Source organism: Enterococcus sp. DIV0660C (assembly GCF_017316125.1).
Lineage (GTDB): Bacteria > Bacillota > Bacilli > Lactobacillales > Enterococcaceae > Enterococcus_B.
Map to the genome: position 1 here is coordinate 80,244 of NZ_JAFLWA010000010.1, position 15,443 is coordinate 95,686.

The 15,443-nt window shown below is 34.9% G+C and carries 15 protein-coding genes; 4 read left to right on the forward strand and 11 right to left on the reverse strand.

Going from position 1 to position 15,443, the window contains the following annotated elements; genetic code table 11:
* Positions 1 to 6: 6 nt before the first annotated feature.
* The 6 genes from DOK81_RS02575 to DOK81_RS02600 all read right to left on the reverse strand — a co-directional run bounded on the left by DOK81_RS02575 (position 7) and on the right by DOK81_RS02600 (position 5,464).
* Positions 7 to 1,092, reverse strand: coding sequence for a BMP family protein (locus DOK81_RS02575; RefSeq protein ID WP_206907762.1), 1,086 nt, complete (start codon positions 1,090 to 1,092; stop codon positions 7 to 9).
* Between the two features lie 61 nt (positions 1,093 to 1,153).
* A complete protein-coding gene (locus DOK81_RS02580) occupies positions 1,154 to 1,555 on the reverse strand; it encodes a cytidine deaminase (protein ID WP_206907763.1) in 402 nt (133 codons plus the stop codon).
* Between the two features lies 1 nt (position 1,556).
* Positions 1,557 to 2,219 (reverse strand): deoxyribose-phosphate aldolase, encoded by a 663-nt coding sequence (gene deoC / locus DOK81_RS02585; protein ID WP_206907764.1) that lies wholly within the window; start codon positions 2,217 to 2,219, stop codon positions 1,557 to 1,559.
* 14 nt (positions 2,220 to 2,233) lie between these two features.
* A complete protein-coding gene (locus DOK81_RS02590) occupies positions 2,234 to 3,535 on the reverse strand; it encodes a pyrimidine-nucleoside phosphorylase (protein ID WP_206907765.1) in 1,302 nt (433 codons plus the stop codon).
* Positions 3,536 to 3,675: 140 nt separating this feature from the next.
* Positions 3,676 to 4,692 (reverse strand): substrate-binding domain-containing protein, encoded by a 1,017-nt coding sequence (locus DOK81_RS02595; RefSeq protein ID WP_206907766.1) that lies wholly within the window; start codon positions 4,690 to 4,692, stop codon positions 3,676 to 3,678.
* A 166-nt stretch (positions 4,693 to 4,858) separates the two neighbouring features.
* The gene (locus DOK81_RS02600) at positions 4,859 to 5,464 is read right to left on the reverse strand and encodes a class I SAM-dependent methyltransferase (RefSeq protein WP_206907768.1); all 606 of its coding nucleotides are present in this window, start codon (positions 5,462 to 5,464) and stop codon (positions 4,859 to 4,861) included.
* 252 nt (positions 5,465 to 5,716) lie between these two features.
* Between DOK81_RS02600 and coaA the strand changes: the two genes are divergently transcribed.
* Positions 5,717 to 6,640 carry a type I pantothenate kinase gene (gene coaA / locus DOK81_RS02605; protein WP_206898915.1) on the forward strand — a complete coding sequence of 308 codons (924 nt, stop codon included), beginning with the start codon at positions 5,717 to 5,719 and terminating at the stop codon, positions 6,638 to 6,640.
* A gap of 57 nt (positions 6,641 to 6,697) precedes the next feature.
* The gene (gene guaA, locus DOK81_RS02610) at positions 6,698 to 8,263 is read left to right on the forward strand and encodes a glutamine-hydrolyzing GMP synthase (protein ID WP_206907770.1); all 1,566 of its coding nucleotides are present in this window, start codon (positions 6,698 to 6,700) and stop codon (positions 8,261 to 8,263) included.
* A 299-nt stretch (positions 8,264 to 8,562) separates the two neighbouring features.
* Here guaA and DOK81_RS02615 read toward each other — a convergent pair whose 3' ends face one another.
* Together DOK81_RS02615 and DOK81_RS02620 are read right to left on the reverse strand one after the other, a co-directional pair.
* Complete coding sequence (locus DOK81_RS02615) at positions 8,563 to 8,994, reverse strand: thioredoxin family protein (RefSeq protein WP_206907772.1); 432 nt, start codon at positions 8,992 to 8,994, stop codon at positions 8,563 to 8,565.
* Between the two features lie 20 nt (positions 8,995 to 9,014).
* A complete protein-coding gene (locus DOK81_RS02620; protein WP_206907774.1) occupies positions 9,015 to 9,818 on the reverse strand; it encodes a hypothetical protein in 804 nt (267 codons plus the stop codon).
* 181 nt (positions 9,819 to 9,999) lie between these two features.
* Here DOK81_RS02620 and DOK81_RS02625 point away from each other — a divergent pair, with 181 nt between their 5' ends.
* Positions 10,000 to 10,872 carry a hypothetical protein gene (locus DOK81_RS02625; protein ID WP_206907776.1) on the forward strand — a complete coding sequence of 291 codons (873 nt, stop codon included), beginning with the start codon at positions 10,000 to 10,002 and terminating at the stop codon, positions 10,870 to 10,872.
* Between the two features lie 329 nt (positions 10,873 to 11,201).
* Here DOK81_RS02625 and DOK81_RS02630 read toward each other — a convergent pair whose 3' ends face one another.
* The gene (locus DOK81_RS02630; protein ID WP_206907777.1) at positions 11,202 to 11,981 is read right to left on the reverse strand and encodes a sulfite exporter TauE/SafE family protein; all 780 of its coding nucleotides are present in this window, start codon (positions 11,979 to 11,981) and stop codon (positions 11,202 to 11,204) included.
* A 432-nt stretch (positions 11,982 to 12,413) separates the two neighbouring features.
* Between DOK81_RS02630 and DOK81_RS02635 the strand changes: the two genes are divergently transcribed.
* On the forward strand, positions 12,414 to 13,436 hold the full coding sequence (locus DOK81_RS02635) for an LLM class flavin-dependent oxidoreductase (RefSeq protein WP_206907779.1): 1,023 nt from the start codon (positions 12,414 to 12,416) through the stop codon (positions 13,434 to 13,436).
* A 216-nt stretch (positions 13,437 to 13,652) separates the two neighbouring features.
* Here the strand turns inward: DOK81_RS02635 and DOK81_RS02640 are convergent, their stop codons facing one another.
* A complete protein-coding gene (locus DOK81_RS02640; RefSeq protein ID WP_206907781.1) occupies positions 13,653 to 14,324 on the reverse strand; it encodes an ABC transporter ATP-binding protein in 672 nt (223 codons plus the stop codon).
* Positions 14,325 to 14,333: 9 nt separating this feature from the next.
* Entirely contained in the window at positions 14,334 to 15,404 is a 1,071-nt protein-coding gene (locus DOK81_RS02645; protein WP_206907783.1) for an ABC transporter permease, read from the reverse strand.
* Between the last annotated feature and the right edge of the window lie 39 nt (positions 15,405 to 15,443).

The window sequence follows — 15,443 nt, forward strand, 5'->3', positions numbered from 1 at the left end:
AAATTATTATTTGCTTTCTGGAACTTCTGGAACTTTTACATCGCCTGCAATGATTTTTTCTTTAGCAGCATCAACTGCTTTTAGTGCTTCATCAGAAAGTTGACCTTTTGTTAAGCCAACACCATCTTCTTTCAAGCCATAAACAGTATGTTCTCCACCAGGAAAATCACCATCTGCAGATTTTTGAGCTAAATCTTCAACAACAGTTCCTACCCCTTTAAGTGTAGATGTTAATGTAAAGTTTTTATCTTCGCCGTTTAGAGTATAGCCACCTTCGTCTGATTGATCACGGTCAACACCGATTACCCAAACTTTTTTGTCGCCAGATTCATTTAATGATTTTGCTTCTTGGAATACGCCGTTACCAGTTCCACCTGAAGCATGGAAGATAATGTCTGCATTTTGTGCGTACATACCTTGTGCAATTGAACGTCCTTTATCTGGCGCAGAGAAATCACCAGCATATTGGTTTTTCACTTCAATTTCTTTACCTAATTCTTTCGCCCCTGCTTCAACACCAGCTGTAAATCCAGCATCAAAACGGTCGATAACTTCACCTTTTACTCCACCAATGAAACCAACAACGTTTGTTTCAGTTGTGTAAGCTGCAGCAATCCCAGCTAGATAAGAAGCTTCGTTATCTTTAAATGTTGCAGAAACTACGTTATCTACACCATCAATAACATCATCGATAATAACAAAGTTTGTTTCAGGATTATTTGTTGCTTGTTCTTTAATAGCAGGTTGTAATTTATACCCAATTCCAAAGATTGTTTGGAATCCCGCTGTTAAAGCTTGGTCGATATTTGGAATATAATCTGATTCATTTGAAGATTGGAAATATTGGTAACCATCGTTTCCACGTGAAAGCTTGTGTTCTTTACCCCAAGCTTCTAGACCTTCCCAAGCTGACTGGTTGAATGAACGGTCGTCGACACCGCCTGTATCTGTGATTAATGCTGCAGTTGTTCCTGCTGATGAACTTCCACCATCAGTTGAATCTGTTCCACTATTGCCATTGCCACATGCAGATAGAAGTAATCCAGCTGTTAATGCTACGGCACCCAAACCAAATAATTTTGCTTTTTTCATTTCTGTAAAGCCCCCTAAAATAATTGTTTTTTCAACAGTCAGCTGACTGAATGAACGTAGGTTATAGATCTTTTTCTGTGAATGCATACGGTAGTAGTTCTCTAACCGTCATCGTTTTTGTCACACCTTCATCACCGACCAACGTGACTGGCATTTCTGGTGAGCAAAATTCTGCCATCACTTGACGACAAGCCCCACATGGTGAAATTGGTTCTGGTGTGTGACCAGCAACAACCAAATGAGAAAATTGTTTCTCGCCTTCTGATACAGCTTTGAAAAATGCCGTTCGTTCAGCACAATTTGTTAATCCAAAAGAAGCATTTTCAATATTTACACCTTGATACATCTTCCCTGTATCAGTTACTAGACATGCACCCACTGGAAAATGTGAATACGGAACATATGCTTTGTCGAGTGCTGCTACCGCAATGTCAATCCATTCTTGTTTTGTCACTTCACTCATTTTAGTATCCTTCACCAACAGCACCAGACATAATAGCAACTCCAGCACTTGTACCAATTCGTGTTGCACCTGCTTCAACCATTGCCACGGCCTCTTCTTCGTTATGGATACCACCAGAAGCTTTCACACCCATTTCTGGACCAACAGTTGCACGCATTAAACGTATATCTTCTACTTTAGCACCACCTGTTGAAAATCCAGTTGAAGTTTTAACAAAATCTGCTCCTGCGATTTTTGCAAGTTCACAAGCTTTGACAATTTCGTCATTTGTCAACAATGCTGTTTCAATAATCACTTTAACAAGTGCGCGATCTTTTGCTGCTTCAACTACTGCCTCAATATCTTTTTGAACCTTATTGAATTGTTTTGATTTCAATGCGCCAATATTGATAACCATATCTACTTCGTCTGCACCATTATTGATTGCATCTGTTGTTTCATATGCTTTAACAGCGGAAGTATTTGCTCCTAAAGGAAAACCGATTACTGTACAAACTGCAACAGGTTCACCCTTTAACTGTTCTTTTGCCAATGAAACCCAGGTTGGATTGATACATACAGAATAAAAATGATATTTTTTTGCTTCTTCAATAATGCGTAACACATCTTCCTCTGTCGCATCTGCTTTTAAAATTGTGTGGTCAATCATTCGATTTAATTCCATCTTTTTCTTCCTTCCTACTCAGTAATAATATCGTGTACTAAAATTGGTTTTGTAGCTGAATCACTAATTTCAATGTTTTGATATAATAATTCGATAACTTGTGAAAGCTCTTCTGTATTACTATAAATAGTTAATAATGATTCACCTTCTTGTACTGAATCACCAATTTTTTTGTGTAATTTCAAACCCACAGCATGATCAATTGCATCTTCTTTCGTTTTACGACCGGCCCCCAACATCATTGCTGCGATACCTAACTCGTTAGCAACGATTTTAGAAACTAATCCAGCAGATCTTGCAGGAAGTTCTACTTGATGTCGCGCTGTCAGAAGTAATTCTGGTTTTTCAACTACTCGAATGTCTCCACCTTGATTTTGAATCATTTCTTTGAATTTTTCTAAGGCTTTACCAGAAGTTAAGGCTTCTTGTAGCATCACACGCGCTTCTTCCACGGAATCAGCTTTCTTAGCTAAAACAACCATTTGACTACCTAATACGTAACACATTTCGATCAAGTCTTCTGGTCCATGTCCTTGTAATGTTTCAATTGCTTCAACTACTTCTAAACTATTTCCGATGGCTTCCCCTAATGGCTCAGACATATCAGAAATCACTGCTATTGTCTGACGATTAGCAAGTTTGCCAATACTTGTCATTGTTTTTGCTAAGCGTCTCGCATCTTCAATGTTTTTCATGAAAGCTCCGTCACCAGTTGTTACATCTAGAACAATTGCATCCGCACCAGCTGCAATTTTCTTACTCATAATTGAACTAGCAATTAAAGGAATTGAATCAACAGTCGCCGTTACGTCACGTAAAGCATATAGTTTTTTATCTGCTGGCGCTAAATTTCCTGATTGTCCAATAACAGCAACTTGACTTTCATTGACAATCCGAATAAATTCTTCGTCAGAAAGTTCAATTTTGAATCCAGGAATCGCCTCTAATTTATCTAACGTTCCACCAGTATATCCAAGCCCACGTCCTGACATTTTTGCTACAGTCACGCCCACACTTGCAACTAACGGCGCTAAGATCAAAGTTGTCGTATCTCCAACTCCACCAGTAGAATGTTTATCAACTTTAATACCATTCAAAGAACTAAGGTCGATCACGTCACCAGAATTTGCCATTGCTAAAGTCATATTTGTAATTTCTTCATCAGTCATATCTTGATAAAAGATTGTCATCAATAATGCGCTGAGCTGATAATCCGGAATTTGATTGTCTGTATAATTAGTAATTATGTAATCAATCTCATCCTTTGTTAAGGTTTTTCCATCCCTCTTTTTTTCAATCAAATCTACCATTCGCATCGCTTGATCCTCCTAGCCTTCATTCGGTATTATACATTATTTTCATAAAAGGTAAACCACTTTAGTAAACTGGTTTACTAAAAACGCAAAAGGCTTTACCCTGCATTTGTAAACACTTACATAAGCAATATAACGCCCACTTAGCTATTTGTCAATGCTTTTACGCTCTCACGAATAATTAATTTTGTCTCGAAGACTTTGTTCGGAACTTTGCGTTGAGGGAATTCAATTGTATCGATTAGAAAACGAGCTGCATAAAATCCAATATCAAAACTAGGTTGTTGTACAGTTGTTAATTGTGGAATCATGTACTCAGATAATTTTAATCCATCAAAGCCAATAACTGAAATGTCATCAGGAATTGTCTTGCCCATTTCATGAATGGCCTGATAACAACCAATTGCCATTGCATCATTTCCACAAAAAATTGCTGTAATATCTTTGTGTTCCAATAATTTTTTAGTCGCATCGTATCCACCTTGAACCGTTAATTCGCCATGCTCAACGAATTTCCCATTAAATGGTAGTCCATGATCTTTTAGTGCATGTCGGTAACCATTGAAACGCTCTTCTAGTTGATAATAGCCAGTTGTTTCTTTTAACATACCGATTTTTGTGTGTCCTTGTTTGATAAATAGTGAAACAGCTTGATACGCTCCCTCATATTCTTTGACAATTAAACGACCACTATCTCGACGGTTTAAGCCACGATCAATCAAAATAATCGGCATATTTTTATAAAATCCACTGTCTAGCGCATAGGCCTCTGGTAAAACGTTTGGCGTAGCTAATAAAATCCCATCCACTGAACGATGCGCCAACTCACGTAAATATTTGATTTCATTTTCTTGTTTGTGTCTTGAATTACACAACATAATTATATATCCAAGTGGATTTAAATAGCTTTCGACACCTTCAATTAGTTTCGAGAAAAAAAAGTCTGTTACATCTGGAACAATCATTCCAATTGTTTTTGAATGTCGGTTGATTACATTTGAAGCAAAATAATCTGGCTTATAATGATGTTCATTGACAATATTCAAAACTTTTTTTCTAGTTTTGTCACTAAAGCGACTACCTTTATTATTCAAAATTTGCGAAACAGTTGTAACTGATACACCAGCCATCTCCGCAATATCTCTAATTGTTAACTTCACTTTTTCTCCTCCTCAACTTGAACTTTTAATCAGTGTAACAAAACCTTTTCTAAAAAAATAGTTAATTGATAGCACTTTCTTAAAATGAAAATAATTTTTGGACAAAAAAATTGCAAGGAATATTCGAAAGTTGAATGTCCCTTGCAATAATAATCGATAACCAAACTTATTCTTTTACACTTTTAATAATGTAATAACCTTTATCTTTGGTAACAATTGTTGCGTTACCAAAAGTTTCTTCCATTTTCTTTTGTGCGCTTGGTGCGCCTTGTTTTTTCTGGATGACAATTGTTAGCGTTCCACCAGTTTCTAAGAGCGGATAGGCACCTGTCAATATTTCGTGAACAACTTTTTTTCCAGCACGAATAGGTGGATTGCTAATAATCGCTGCATATTTTTCTTGATGCACGTTTTCGTAAATATTTGATTGATGAATGTCCACGTTCGCCAGTTGATTACGATTCGCATTTCCTTGTGCTAATTCCACTGCACGTAAATTAATGTCTACCATTTCAACCATACGTTGGCTGGCATATGCAATGGCTAATCCAATGGGTCCATAACCACAGCCAACATCTAAGACGTTTCCTTTAGCTGGGATTTCTTGCCAATCAAACGCGTCGATTAACACACGCGAACCATAGTCCACCGTTTCACGTGAAAATACGCCAGCATCTGTCACAAAGTGAAATAATTTCCCTTTTAATTCAAACGACCATTGCTCAAAGTCATGGGCAACATTGGGACGCTCTGTATAATAATGATCTGTCATCTTTTCCATCCTTCTTCTGTCTTTGCTGTACATAGTCTACCGTTTTCATTGAAAACAAACAAGCGCTCTTTCGTTTCAAGTTTCTTTGTTTCAGCTGTTTCTTTCTTTGATTTTAACAAATCAAACTGATAGGTTAAAGCTATGTTTCTAAATTCGTGAAAAAGTCTCTTCATTCCCTTTATAAGAGGTAGGGTTTAACACTATTTTATGTTAGAATAAATCCATTGACGGGAGAGAACGCAGGAGGCTATTATGAACGACCCAATGAACTACTATCGTATTGCAAGGGAAGAATGGCAAGAATTTTATCGTAATGGACAAGCACCACTGACACAAGCGGAACTAGACAGTATCAAAAGCTTGAATGATCGAATCTCGATGCAAGATGTTCAAGATATTTATGTTCCTTTAACGCACCTCATTCATCTTTATATGAAAGAATTCGAATCTTTATCATTAAGTAAAGGACTCTTTCTCCATAAATATGTACCTGTGTCACCTTTCATTATTGGAATTGCAGGGAGTGTTGCTGTCGGAAAAAGTACAACTGCACGCTTGTTACAAACGATTTTGTCGCGTACGTTAAAACGACGGAACGTTCAATTGATTACGACTGATGGTTTTTTGTATCCTAATAAGGTCTTGCGTGAAAAAGGAATCATGGATCGTAAAGGATTTCCTGAAAGCTATGATATGGAAATGCTAATTGATTTTTTAAATCAAGTGAAGTCCGGAAAAGATGAGCTGAAAGTTCCAATTTACTCTCATGATGTTTATGACATTATTCCTGACGAGTATGAAGTCATCCAGCAACCAGATATCTTAATAGTTGAAGGAATCAATACCTTACAACTCCCAGCTAACCAACAAATTTATGTTAGTGACTTTTTTGATTTTTCTGTTTTTGTTGATGCTGAACCTGATTTGATTGAAAAATGGTATCTTGATCGTTTTGCAGCGCTGTTAGACACAGCTTTTCAAAATCCTGAGAATTATTATTATCGTTTTGCAATCGGTAATCGTGAAGATGCCTTTAAAATGGCTAAAGAAGTCTGGAAAAATGTGAATTTGAAAAATTTAGAGGAATATATCTTGCCTACACGTGGTAGAGCGGATATAATTCTCCATAAAACTGAAAATCATATCATTGATTCGATTTTCATGCGCAAATATTAGCATTTTAAAATAGTAAAACTATTTTGAGATAAATTTAAATGGATAGGGGTAATAAATGTGACAAACGTTGCCGATATGACGAACGTTGAAAAGATTATCGTATTAGATTATGGTAGCCAGTATAATCAATTGATTACACGACGCATCCGTGATCTAGGAGTCTTTTCTGAATTATTGAGCCACCGAATTACTGCAGAAGAAGTTAAAGCTATGAATCCAAAAGGAATTATCCTTTCTGGTGGACCAAACAGTGTTTATGACGAAGGTGCTTTTAGCATTGATCCTGAGATTTTCAATTTAGGTATACCTGTATTAGGAATTTGTTACGGAATGCAGTTAATTACGTACAATCTTGGTGGGAAAGTTGAACCTGCTAAAAACCGTGAATACGGAAAAGCTTTATTGGAAGTTACAACAGATGATGCTGTGTTATTTAGTGATACACCAAAAGAACAGACTGTTTGGATGAGTCATGGTGACCTCGTAACAAAAGTTCCCGAAGGTTTTGAAATCGTTGGTACAAGTAAAGACTGTCCTATCGCATCGATTCAAGATACTACGCGTAACTTTTATGGAATCCAATTCCATGCTGAAGTGCGTCATTCTGAATACGGAATCGAATTATTACGTCACTTTGCATTCGATGTCTGCCACTGCCAAGGTGATTGGTCAATGGATAGCTTTATTGATATGCAAGTTGAAAAAATCCGTGAACAAGTTGGCGACAAAAAAGTTTTACTTGGCCTTTCTGGCGGAGTCGATTCTAGTGTTGTCGGTGTTCTTTTACAAAAAGCAATTGGTGACCAATTAACATCAATCTTTGTTGACCACGGTTTGTTACGTAAAAACGAAGCAGATCAAGTAATGGAAAGCTTAGGTGGAAAATTTGGCTTAAATATCATTAAAGTAGATGCACGTGAACGTTTCTTAAACAAACTAAAAGGTGTTTCTGATCCTGAGCAAAAACGTAAAATCATTGGGAATGAATTTGTTTATGTTTTTGATGATGAAGCAACCAAATTGGCTGGCGAAGAAGGTATTTCTTTCTTAGCGCAAGGAACACTTTATACTGATGTTATCGAGAGTGGAACTGAAACAGCTCAAACAATCAAATCTCACCACAATGTTGGTGGGTTACCTGAAGATATGCAATTTGAATTAATTGAACCTCTGAATACACTCTTCAAAGATGAAGTACGTGAATTAGGTACTCAACTTGGAATGCCTGACTCTATCGTTTGGCGCCAACCATTCCCTGGACCTGGTCTTGGTATCCGTGTCTTAGGTGAAATTAGCGAAGAAAAATTAGAAATCGTTCGTGAATCAGATGCTATCTTGCGTGAAGAAATTGCAGCAGCTGGACTTGACCGTGATATCTGGCAATACTTTACTGTCTTACCTGGCATCCGTTCAGTTGGTGTTATGGGTGATGGACGTACGTATGATTACACAGTCGGTATCCGTGCCGTTACTTCAATTGACGGAATGACAGCTGACTTTGCTCGTATTCCTTGGGATGTCTTACAAAAAATCTCTGTCCGCATCGTAAATGAAGTCGCACACGTAAACCGTATTGTGTACGATATTACTTCTAAGCCACCTGCAACTGTGGAGTGGGAATAAAAAAAGAAACCGCTAGAAATGCCTAATTTATAGGTTTTCTAGCGGTTTTCTTTTATTGTGGTTACAGTATTCAACTATTTTTTATTTTTACCCCTGTTCTCGAACTATTTTTTTATAGTACTACTAAGTAGGAAAATAAAATTTACGATAAGCCAACCAATTATAAAAATATCTTGTGGATGCATTTCATTGAAATTCGAGATTAACCAATAGATGGCCAATATAAAATTACAAATCCCAACAAAAAATATTAATTTAGATTTTTTTTCCAGAGTCTACACCTTCTCTAACCAACAGTTTTATTCGTACGCTAAAAACTTTTCAATCTCACTTTTATTAGTAGAGCCTTCTAATTTCTCGTCTATCTTTCCTTTTTTCATATAAAGAATTGTTGGTACTATCTTTACGTTTAAATTATTTAATTCTTTTACAAGTTTGTCTTGATTTTCCTTACGGGCATTATCAGTGTTATAATAAAATACTTTTTGTCTTTTTTTTATTAAAACAGATCTTAATTTGGGGAGAAATTCCTGACATTCTTCACATGTAGGTCTACCAATATAAATGTATCCAGTATCGGTATTATCAATTAGCTTTTGAATTTGATTACTATTTATACTATTCAAGGGATTGAAATTTTTTTCTTTTTGATTAGCGTAAAAATATGTTTCACCACTCATTAAAATAATAACAAACAATAAGAAAATAATCTTTTTCTTCTTTCCTATCACAATTTAACCACTCTCCCTCATTATAATTTAAAACAAGCAATGACCCCACCAATATCTGCAGCGCCTATTGTACAAACACCTGCTATACAAGCTGCACAAATCGGTGCAACAGCTGGACATGCTGCAATGCAAGTTCCTGCAATCAAATATGCTATTGTTCCGTTTATTCCTGCGATTGCCGCTATACATCCTGCGATTGCTCCGATACCTCTAGTATTTACATTTTTACTTTCTTTCACACTTTGTTTAAGACTGAACAAGCCTTCTTTTAATTTAGAATTACTTATATAATCTATATCCGTATTTTGAGTGCTAACTTTTTTACCTTCAATGTAAGTATCAATAACAAACTTATTTACTTGATTTTTTGTGATTAAACTTTCTGAATAAGTTACTACATTTTCATTTTTATCAAATACTACTGTTAAATTACTAAAGTAACTGTATTCTTTCCCTTCTATTGGTACAGAGATGGACTTATAATTTGTCTCTTCTTCATCTATAGATAAAAATTTTGAGTCATTCCAAAGTAAATTAATATTTTGTCCATTAAGAATTAGTTTTTTTTCTTTGATAGAATTTAATGTGTTATTTTTCATCGTCTCAATAACTGTTGGACTAGTAATTTCTTGTGATTGAGACGCAATCGATTGCATTTTATCAAAAGATTTATTTACATTTTCAGGGTTGTTTACTTCAGTCTCTTTAGGTTGACTATCTGTTTCAGCATATACAATATTAGTCACTGCGGGGGATACTAATGTTAACAACATACTTAGCAACATTATTTTTATAATTTTTTCTAGGTTGAAATTTCTCATCATGATATTTTCCCTCCGATTTCTTTCTACTTTTTACTTCTCAATTTTTTGTGGTGGCTCAATTTCCCATGTATATGGATTCATAATTATTTCCTCCTTTTTTCATTTTTTCAAAATTAGTTTATTATTAATTCTTATTCATGTGTTAAAATGAACAAAAATGCGTCTGTTTTAGGAGGTATCTATGGATCAAGCTGACCTGTTAAAAAAGTTAAGAGTTGAACGTAAAATATCTCAAGCAAATTTAACAAAACAAATTTCTTCTAGAACAACTTTAAGTTCATTCGAGACCCGACACACACTTCTTTCTTCTGAAATATTGCTTAGATACTTAGACAGAATGAATATAAAATTACCAGAATTTATGTTTTATCTGCAAAACAACAAGATTACTTTGAAAGAAGCTACAGCCAAAAATTTTGTAGAAATTCTTTATAAGAATTCTACCCCCAAAAAAATAGAAGAATTTAGAAATCAACTACTTTCTCTGTTTAAACAAACAAATGATGAGTACTATTTTATTTTACTTATCCAATTTAATATGCTACTAGCTAAAGAAAAGGATGTATTAAATTTGGAAGTATTTGAAAAAGAGATTAGATACATTAGGGACCGGCTATTTAGAATTGAAACCTGGGGCTATTTTGAATTGACGACTTTTAATAATTTAATGTTTATCTTTCCAACTGACACAATAAAATTGCTGTTTAAAAATAGTGAAGAAAAAATGAAACTATTTTACAAAAATAATTTTTATCCATCTCTTTATACATCATTTTTAATAAATGGTTGCTATTTAAGCTTTGAAAGAAAAAACTTAGATTTACTTTCTATTTTTCTAGCTCCTTTAAAGAGACTTGCAGTAAAATCTAAAAATGTATATGAACAAATTTACTATAAAATATTTAGCACATTATCACCGATTTGCGAAGAAAACGTAGCGACCATCGACATTAACAAGATAGAGGGATTAATTAATATTTTCTATCTTTTAGATAACAACGATAAAGCAATGGAACTAAAAAAATTTTTTCATTCTGTATATGCTCAAAAATAACAATTAAAAAAGTTATTACTGCAATTTTCAATTAAAATTTTTGAAAAATAATTGTTCATCACTAAAAATTCATATCACAGTACACCGATATAAACCACTTGAATCACGTGATATATAATCACACTTCTGGTCACAGTTTAAATCTAATCACGCTAGCTCTACTGTTCAAAAACCCAATAAGCTATTGAGTGGAAAGAAAAAAAAGAAACCATGAGTCCTTTGATAGGAACTCATGGTTTCTTTTTTAAAACTTATAGTGTTCTTGACGATAGTGGTACAAGGCTCATGTTATAACTTCTCAATTGTCTAAAGTAATCTTCCGCATCTTCCTATTGTAATAACTGATAAGCATTGTAAAGATTAATGAATAGTACAAGGATAATCACTCCTTGAAAGACAGCCGTAACTCTTTTCGGCGATAAAACATTACTGAATTTTGCTCCTAGTAAACCACCAATAATTGCGGCTGGAATCACAAACCACAACATAGTTAGATCATAGCGATTAAATCCTGTGGTAAAAGCTATCGTAAGTAATTTTGCAAATTGTGAAAAGAAAATGGTACAAATAGAATAAACTGTTGCGTCTTTAATTGGTAGTGAAAATAGCAACATGAGTAACGAGACATTGATTGGACCACCGCCAATCCCTAATAAACTAGCTAAAAATCCTAAGATCGATCCACAAATAAAATACCAACCAACGTGTATGAGTTGAAAATTTTTCCAATCATATTTTGTATAAACAAAAGCAAAAATCAAGGTAAACACAGTCAATATGATTTGAATCAACTGCACGATATCATTATTTCCAAACCAATTTAAACAAACTTCAAATGCACTGTTTCCTAAAATTCCTCCTAATACTGCCCCAGCTGATACCCAACTGACAATTTGCCAATCAAATTTTCGACCACTCGCCAATTGACGCGCAGTAGAAACAATAGACATCGTAAATACTGCTGTAGCAGAATAAAAAGAAATAGCCGTCACGTCATGTGCTCCAATAAAATCAAAAACAGGTTTGATGATCACGCCACCACCCATTCCAGAAATTGCCCCAACGGCATTAGCTAAAACAATGACAATAAAGTAAAGAATCCCTATCACATTTCCACCTCCTACAATCAAATCAGTATTCCTTCTATTTTTGATCTATATTGTTCTAGTCTTTTTCGGTAATCACGATATTCTTAACCATCCCCACACATTTGTTGAAATGGCTAACGTTCACACTTTTTAAGCATGACTGATACTTACAAACATGTCAGAAATATCTGATTCAAATAATTTTCGTTACTATAAATATAAATGATTTTAAAAGGTATTACGAATGTAACCCCTTTATGATCAGTCGAGTATAGATAATAAATAAAGTCTTATGGAAGATCAGGTAGTTCCTGTTTTTGTCAAAAAAGCCAACTATTTTTAGCTCACTTCACCACCGGAACAATTATTCGCGTTTTTAAACAAAAAGTAGTAGAATGAATTCAACTTATTAAAAGTAAGTAAAATTATTCAAGATTAAGGAGGATTTCAATTATGAAAAACATTGGCTTTTTAAGTTTCGGTCATTGGATGGATCAAGGCTCTTTAGTAAAAACAGCTCAAGATGCTTATCTACAATCAATTGAGCTAGCTGTTGAAGCAGAAAAACTCGGCATTGATGGTGCTTGGTTCCGTGTCCATCATTTTGCACCACAAATCGGCTCACCATTTCCACTACTTTCTGCGATTGGTGCACAAACAAGTAAGATTGAGATTGGAACAGGATTAATCGACATGCGTTACGAAAATCCTTACTACATGGCAGAAAATGCTGGATTAACAGATATCATTACTCAAGGACGAGTGCAATTAGGCGTCGGTCGTGGTTCACCTGAACAAGTTCTCGATGGTTGGAAATACTTTGGTTATGATTACAGTGAAGAAGAAATCAAAGAAGTTACACGTGAACGAACACTGGAATTTTTAGAGTTATTGAAAGGTGAACGTTTTGCTGAACCAAATCCAATGCCAATGTTCCCACAAGCACCTGGAAAATTGCGTATTGAACCTTATTCAGAAGGTTTAGAAAAACGTATTTGGTGGGGAGCAGGCTCACAAGAAACAGCTATTTGGGCAGCTAAACATGGAATGAATCTTCAATCATCTACACTTGTTAATAACGAATCAAACGAACCTTTCCACGTCCAACAAGCAAAACAATTACGTGTCTACAAAGAAGCTTGGAAAGAAGCAGGTCATGATTTTGAACCAAGAACACTTGTTACTCGCTCCATTCAACCAATTACAAGTGATTTAGATCGTCGTTTATTCGGTGGAAATGATGATTCCAAGTATGATCAAGTTGGTTTCTTAGCTTATCATCAAAATCCAACAATTTTTGGTAGAACATTTGCTGGCGAACCCGATCAAATCGTAAAAGAATTAGCGGAAGACGAAGCAATCAAAGAAGCAGATACCGTTCTTGTAACTATTCCGAATACTTTAGGAGTTGAATATAACGTTCATTTGCTTGAATCCATTGTAAAAGATGTCGCTCCTGGTCTAGGTTGGCGTTAAAAATTGAGCAGGCAAGACTATTTTTTGTTTGCGAACTTTAATTTTGTAAGATAATAACTTATACCTAAAGTAGCCTTCCCTGCTTTAGGTATAAGTTCTCTTGCTGAAAATTACTCGAAATATCTTCCTTATTAATTCAAATAAAAGCACTTAGGAGAAATAACTCCTAAGTGCTTTTATGTTTAAAACAAATTAATAATCACTTTTAATAATTAATTACTCTTTCTGTTCTGTTAACTGACCATCTTTCATCACCAACACACGATCACAATGTTCAATCAAACGTGTATCATGTGTCACCATAATCGTTGCTTTTTGTTTTTCTTTGGTTTCTTCAGCTAATATTTTTACTACCTCATAAGCTTTTTCTGAGTCAAGACTTGCTGTTGGTTCATCTGCTAAAATAATTGTCGGATCATGGTACAATGCTCGAGCGATTGCTACACGTTGACGTTCTCCTCCTGATAATTCTTCAGGGTATTTATCAAGTAATTTACCTACACCCAACTGTTCTAACAGCTTAATCCCATTATCTAATCGATTTTCTTTACTAACTTTATCAACTAATTTCAATTGTTTTTTTACAGTTAGAAAAGGAACCAAATTAGATGCCTGCAAGATAAAGCCAATTTCCTTAAAGCGCAAAGCTGCACGCTGCTTTTCTTTTTCTTCACTAAATGGACGATCGTTAATCAATACTTGTCCAGCAGAAGGAGCCTGTAACCCTCCAGCAATCGTTAAAAGTGTACTTTTGCCAGAACCAGAAGGACCAATAATTGCTACAAATTCTCCTTTTTCAACTGAAAAATCAGTTTCTTTTAAAGCTTCAATAACGGAATCACCATCTTTGAATGATTTTTTTACTTGCTTGAATTCAATTGCTTTCATTGTCTTCTCCTATCCGATAGCTTTTAATGGATCAATTTTTACAATTGTCCTTACAGAGAACAAGGCACCTAAAACAGCTATCACAATCATCAAGATACTAATACTTAAAAAGAACAGAAGATTTATTTGAAACGGCACGGCTTCAGGCAACAATAAACTTGTCCCCAGCGTTCCTGCTAATCCCGCTACCACGCCGATAATAGCCAATAAAAAAGTCTGAACAATTACTGAATTGGCGATGTATCTACTAGAAATCCCTTGCGCTTTCATAACACCAAAGATTTCTGCCTTTTGCATAGTCAAAACATAAATAAATATCCCAATCACAATTGCAGCAATCACAATCAAAAAGCCAATCATAAAACCAAATGTTAAGACTTGTGCGTTATATCCAGGCAAATCATTTATAAATGTTTTAATACTAATTTTTTTTAGATTATCAGGAATTTTACTTACATGTCCTCTAGTAATTATCGTATTGACTCTCGTTTTTTCGCTAGTCTGACTACCTTGTGTTTCAAAACGAATTTCTTGATAAGCACTCACTGTTATATATAAAACTGGAGCAACACTAAATTTTGCATTCTTCGTGAATCCTACGATTTTTAATTTTTTATCACTCCCCGCAAGCTGAACTGTATCACCCAAATTCAAGCCATACTGCTCTTTTACGCTACTATCCGCCACTGTTTCATCATCAGACTGGAACATTTTTCCATCACTGATTTTCGGAGCTAAAAATTGATCTTGATTAATTCCAAAAAAAGTAACATCAATTTTTTCTTTTCCTTTTTCTTTCTGTATCACACCTGCAGTTTGTGTTAGGTAGGCCTTCTTTTCCGCCTTTACCTCATCAAATTTCGTTAATGGAATCATTGACATATTTAAATTATTATTCGCTTCATCTGCTAATAATATATCGTCTGCTTGCCACTTATCTATCGCTGTCCGATTGTCTTGAGCTAATCCATAAGCTAAGCCTGTTAAAAAAAATACTAGATATGCAATCAAAAACATAACCCCAATTACCAAAGCATACCTCAACTTTGAATACCTGATTTCGTTTATTGCTAAAAACATGACGTTCCCCCTTACCTTCTATCGAATAAAACAAGCGTA

Coding starts and splice junctions, on each gene's coding strand:
- deoC (WP_206907764.1), bottom strand. CDS start 2,219: ATGGAATTAAATCGAATGATTGACCACACAATTTTAAAAGCAGATGCG.
- DOK81_RS02625 (WP_206907776.1), top strand. CDS start 10,000: ATGGATCAAGCTGACCTGTTAAAAAAGTTAAGAGTTGAACGTAAAATA.
- DOK81_RS02645 (WP_206907783.1), bottom strand. CDS start 15,404: ATGTTTTTAGCAATAAACGAAATCAGGTATTCAAAGTTGAGGTATGCT.
- DOK81_RS02590 (WP_206907765.1), bottom strand. CDS start 3,535: ATGCGAATGGTAGATTTGATTGAAAAAAAGAGGGATGGAAAAACCTTA.
- DOK81_RS02620 (WP_206907774.1), bottom strand. CDS start 9,818: ATGATGAGAAATTTCAACCTAGAAAAAATTATAAAAATAATGTTGCTA.
- DOK81_RS02580 (WP_206907763.1), bottom strand. CDS start 1,555: ATGAGTGAAGTGACAAAACAAGAATGGATTGACATTGCGGTAGCAGCA.
- DOK81_RS02640 (WP_206907781.1), bottom strand. CDS start 14,324: ATGAAAGCAATTGAATTCAAGCAAGTAAAAAAATCATTCAAAGATGGT.
- coaA (WP_206898915.1), top strand. CDS start 5,717: ATGAACGACCCAATGAACTACTATCGTATTGCAAGGGAAGAATGGCAA.
- DOK81_RS02600 (WP_206907768.1), bottom strand. CDS start 5,464: ATGACAGATCATTATTATACAGAGCGTCCCAATGTTGCCCATGACTTT.
- DOK81_RS02635 (WP_206907779.1), top strand. CDS start 12,414: ATGAAAAACATTGGCTTTTTAAGTTTCGGTCATTGGATGGATCAAGGC.
- DOK81_RS02575 (WP_206907762.1), bottom strand. CDS start 1,092: ATGAAAAAAGCAAAATTATTTGGTTTGGGTGCCGTAGCATTAACAGCT.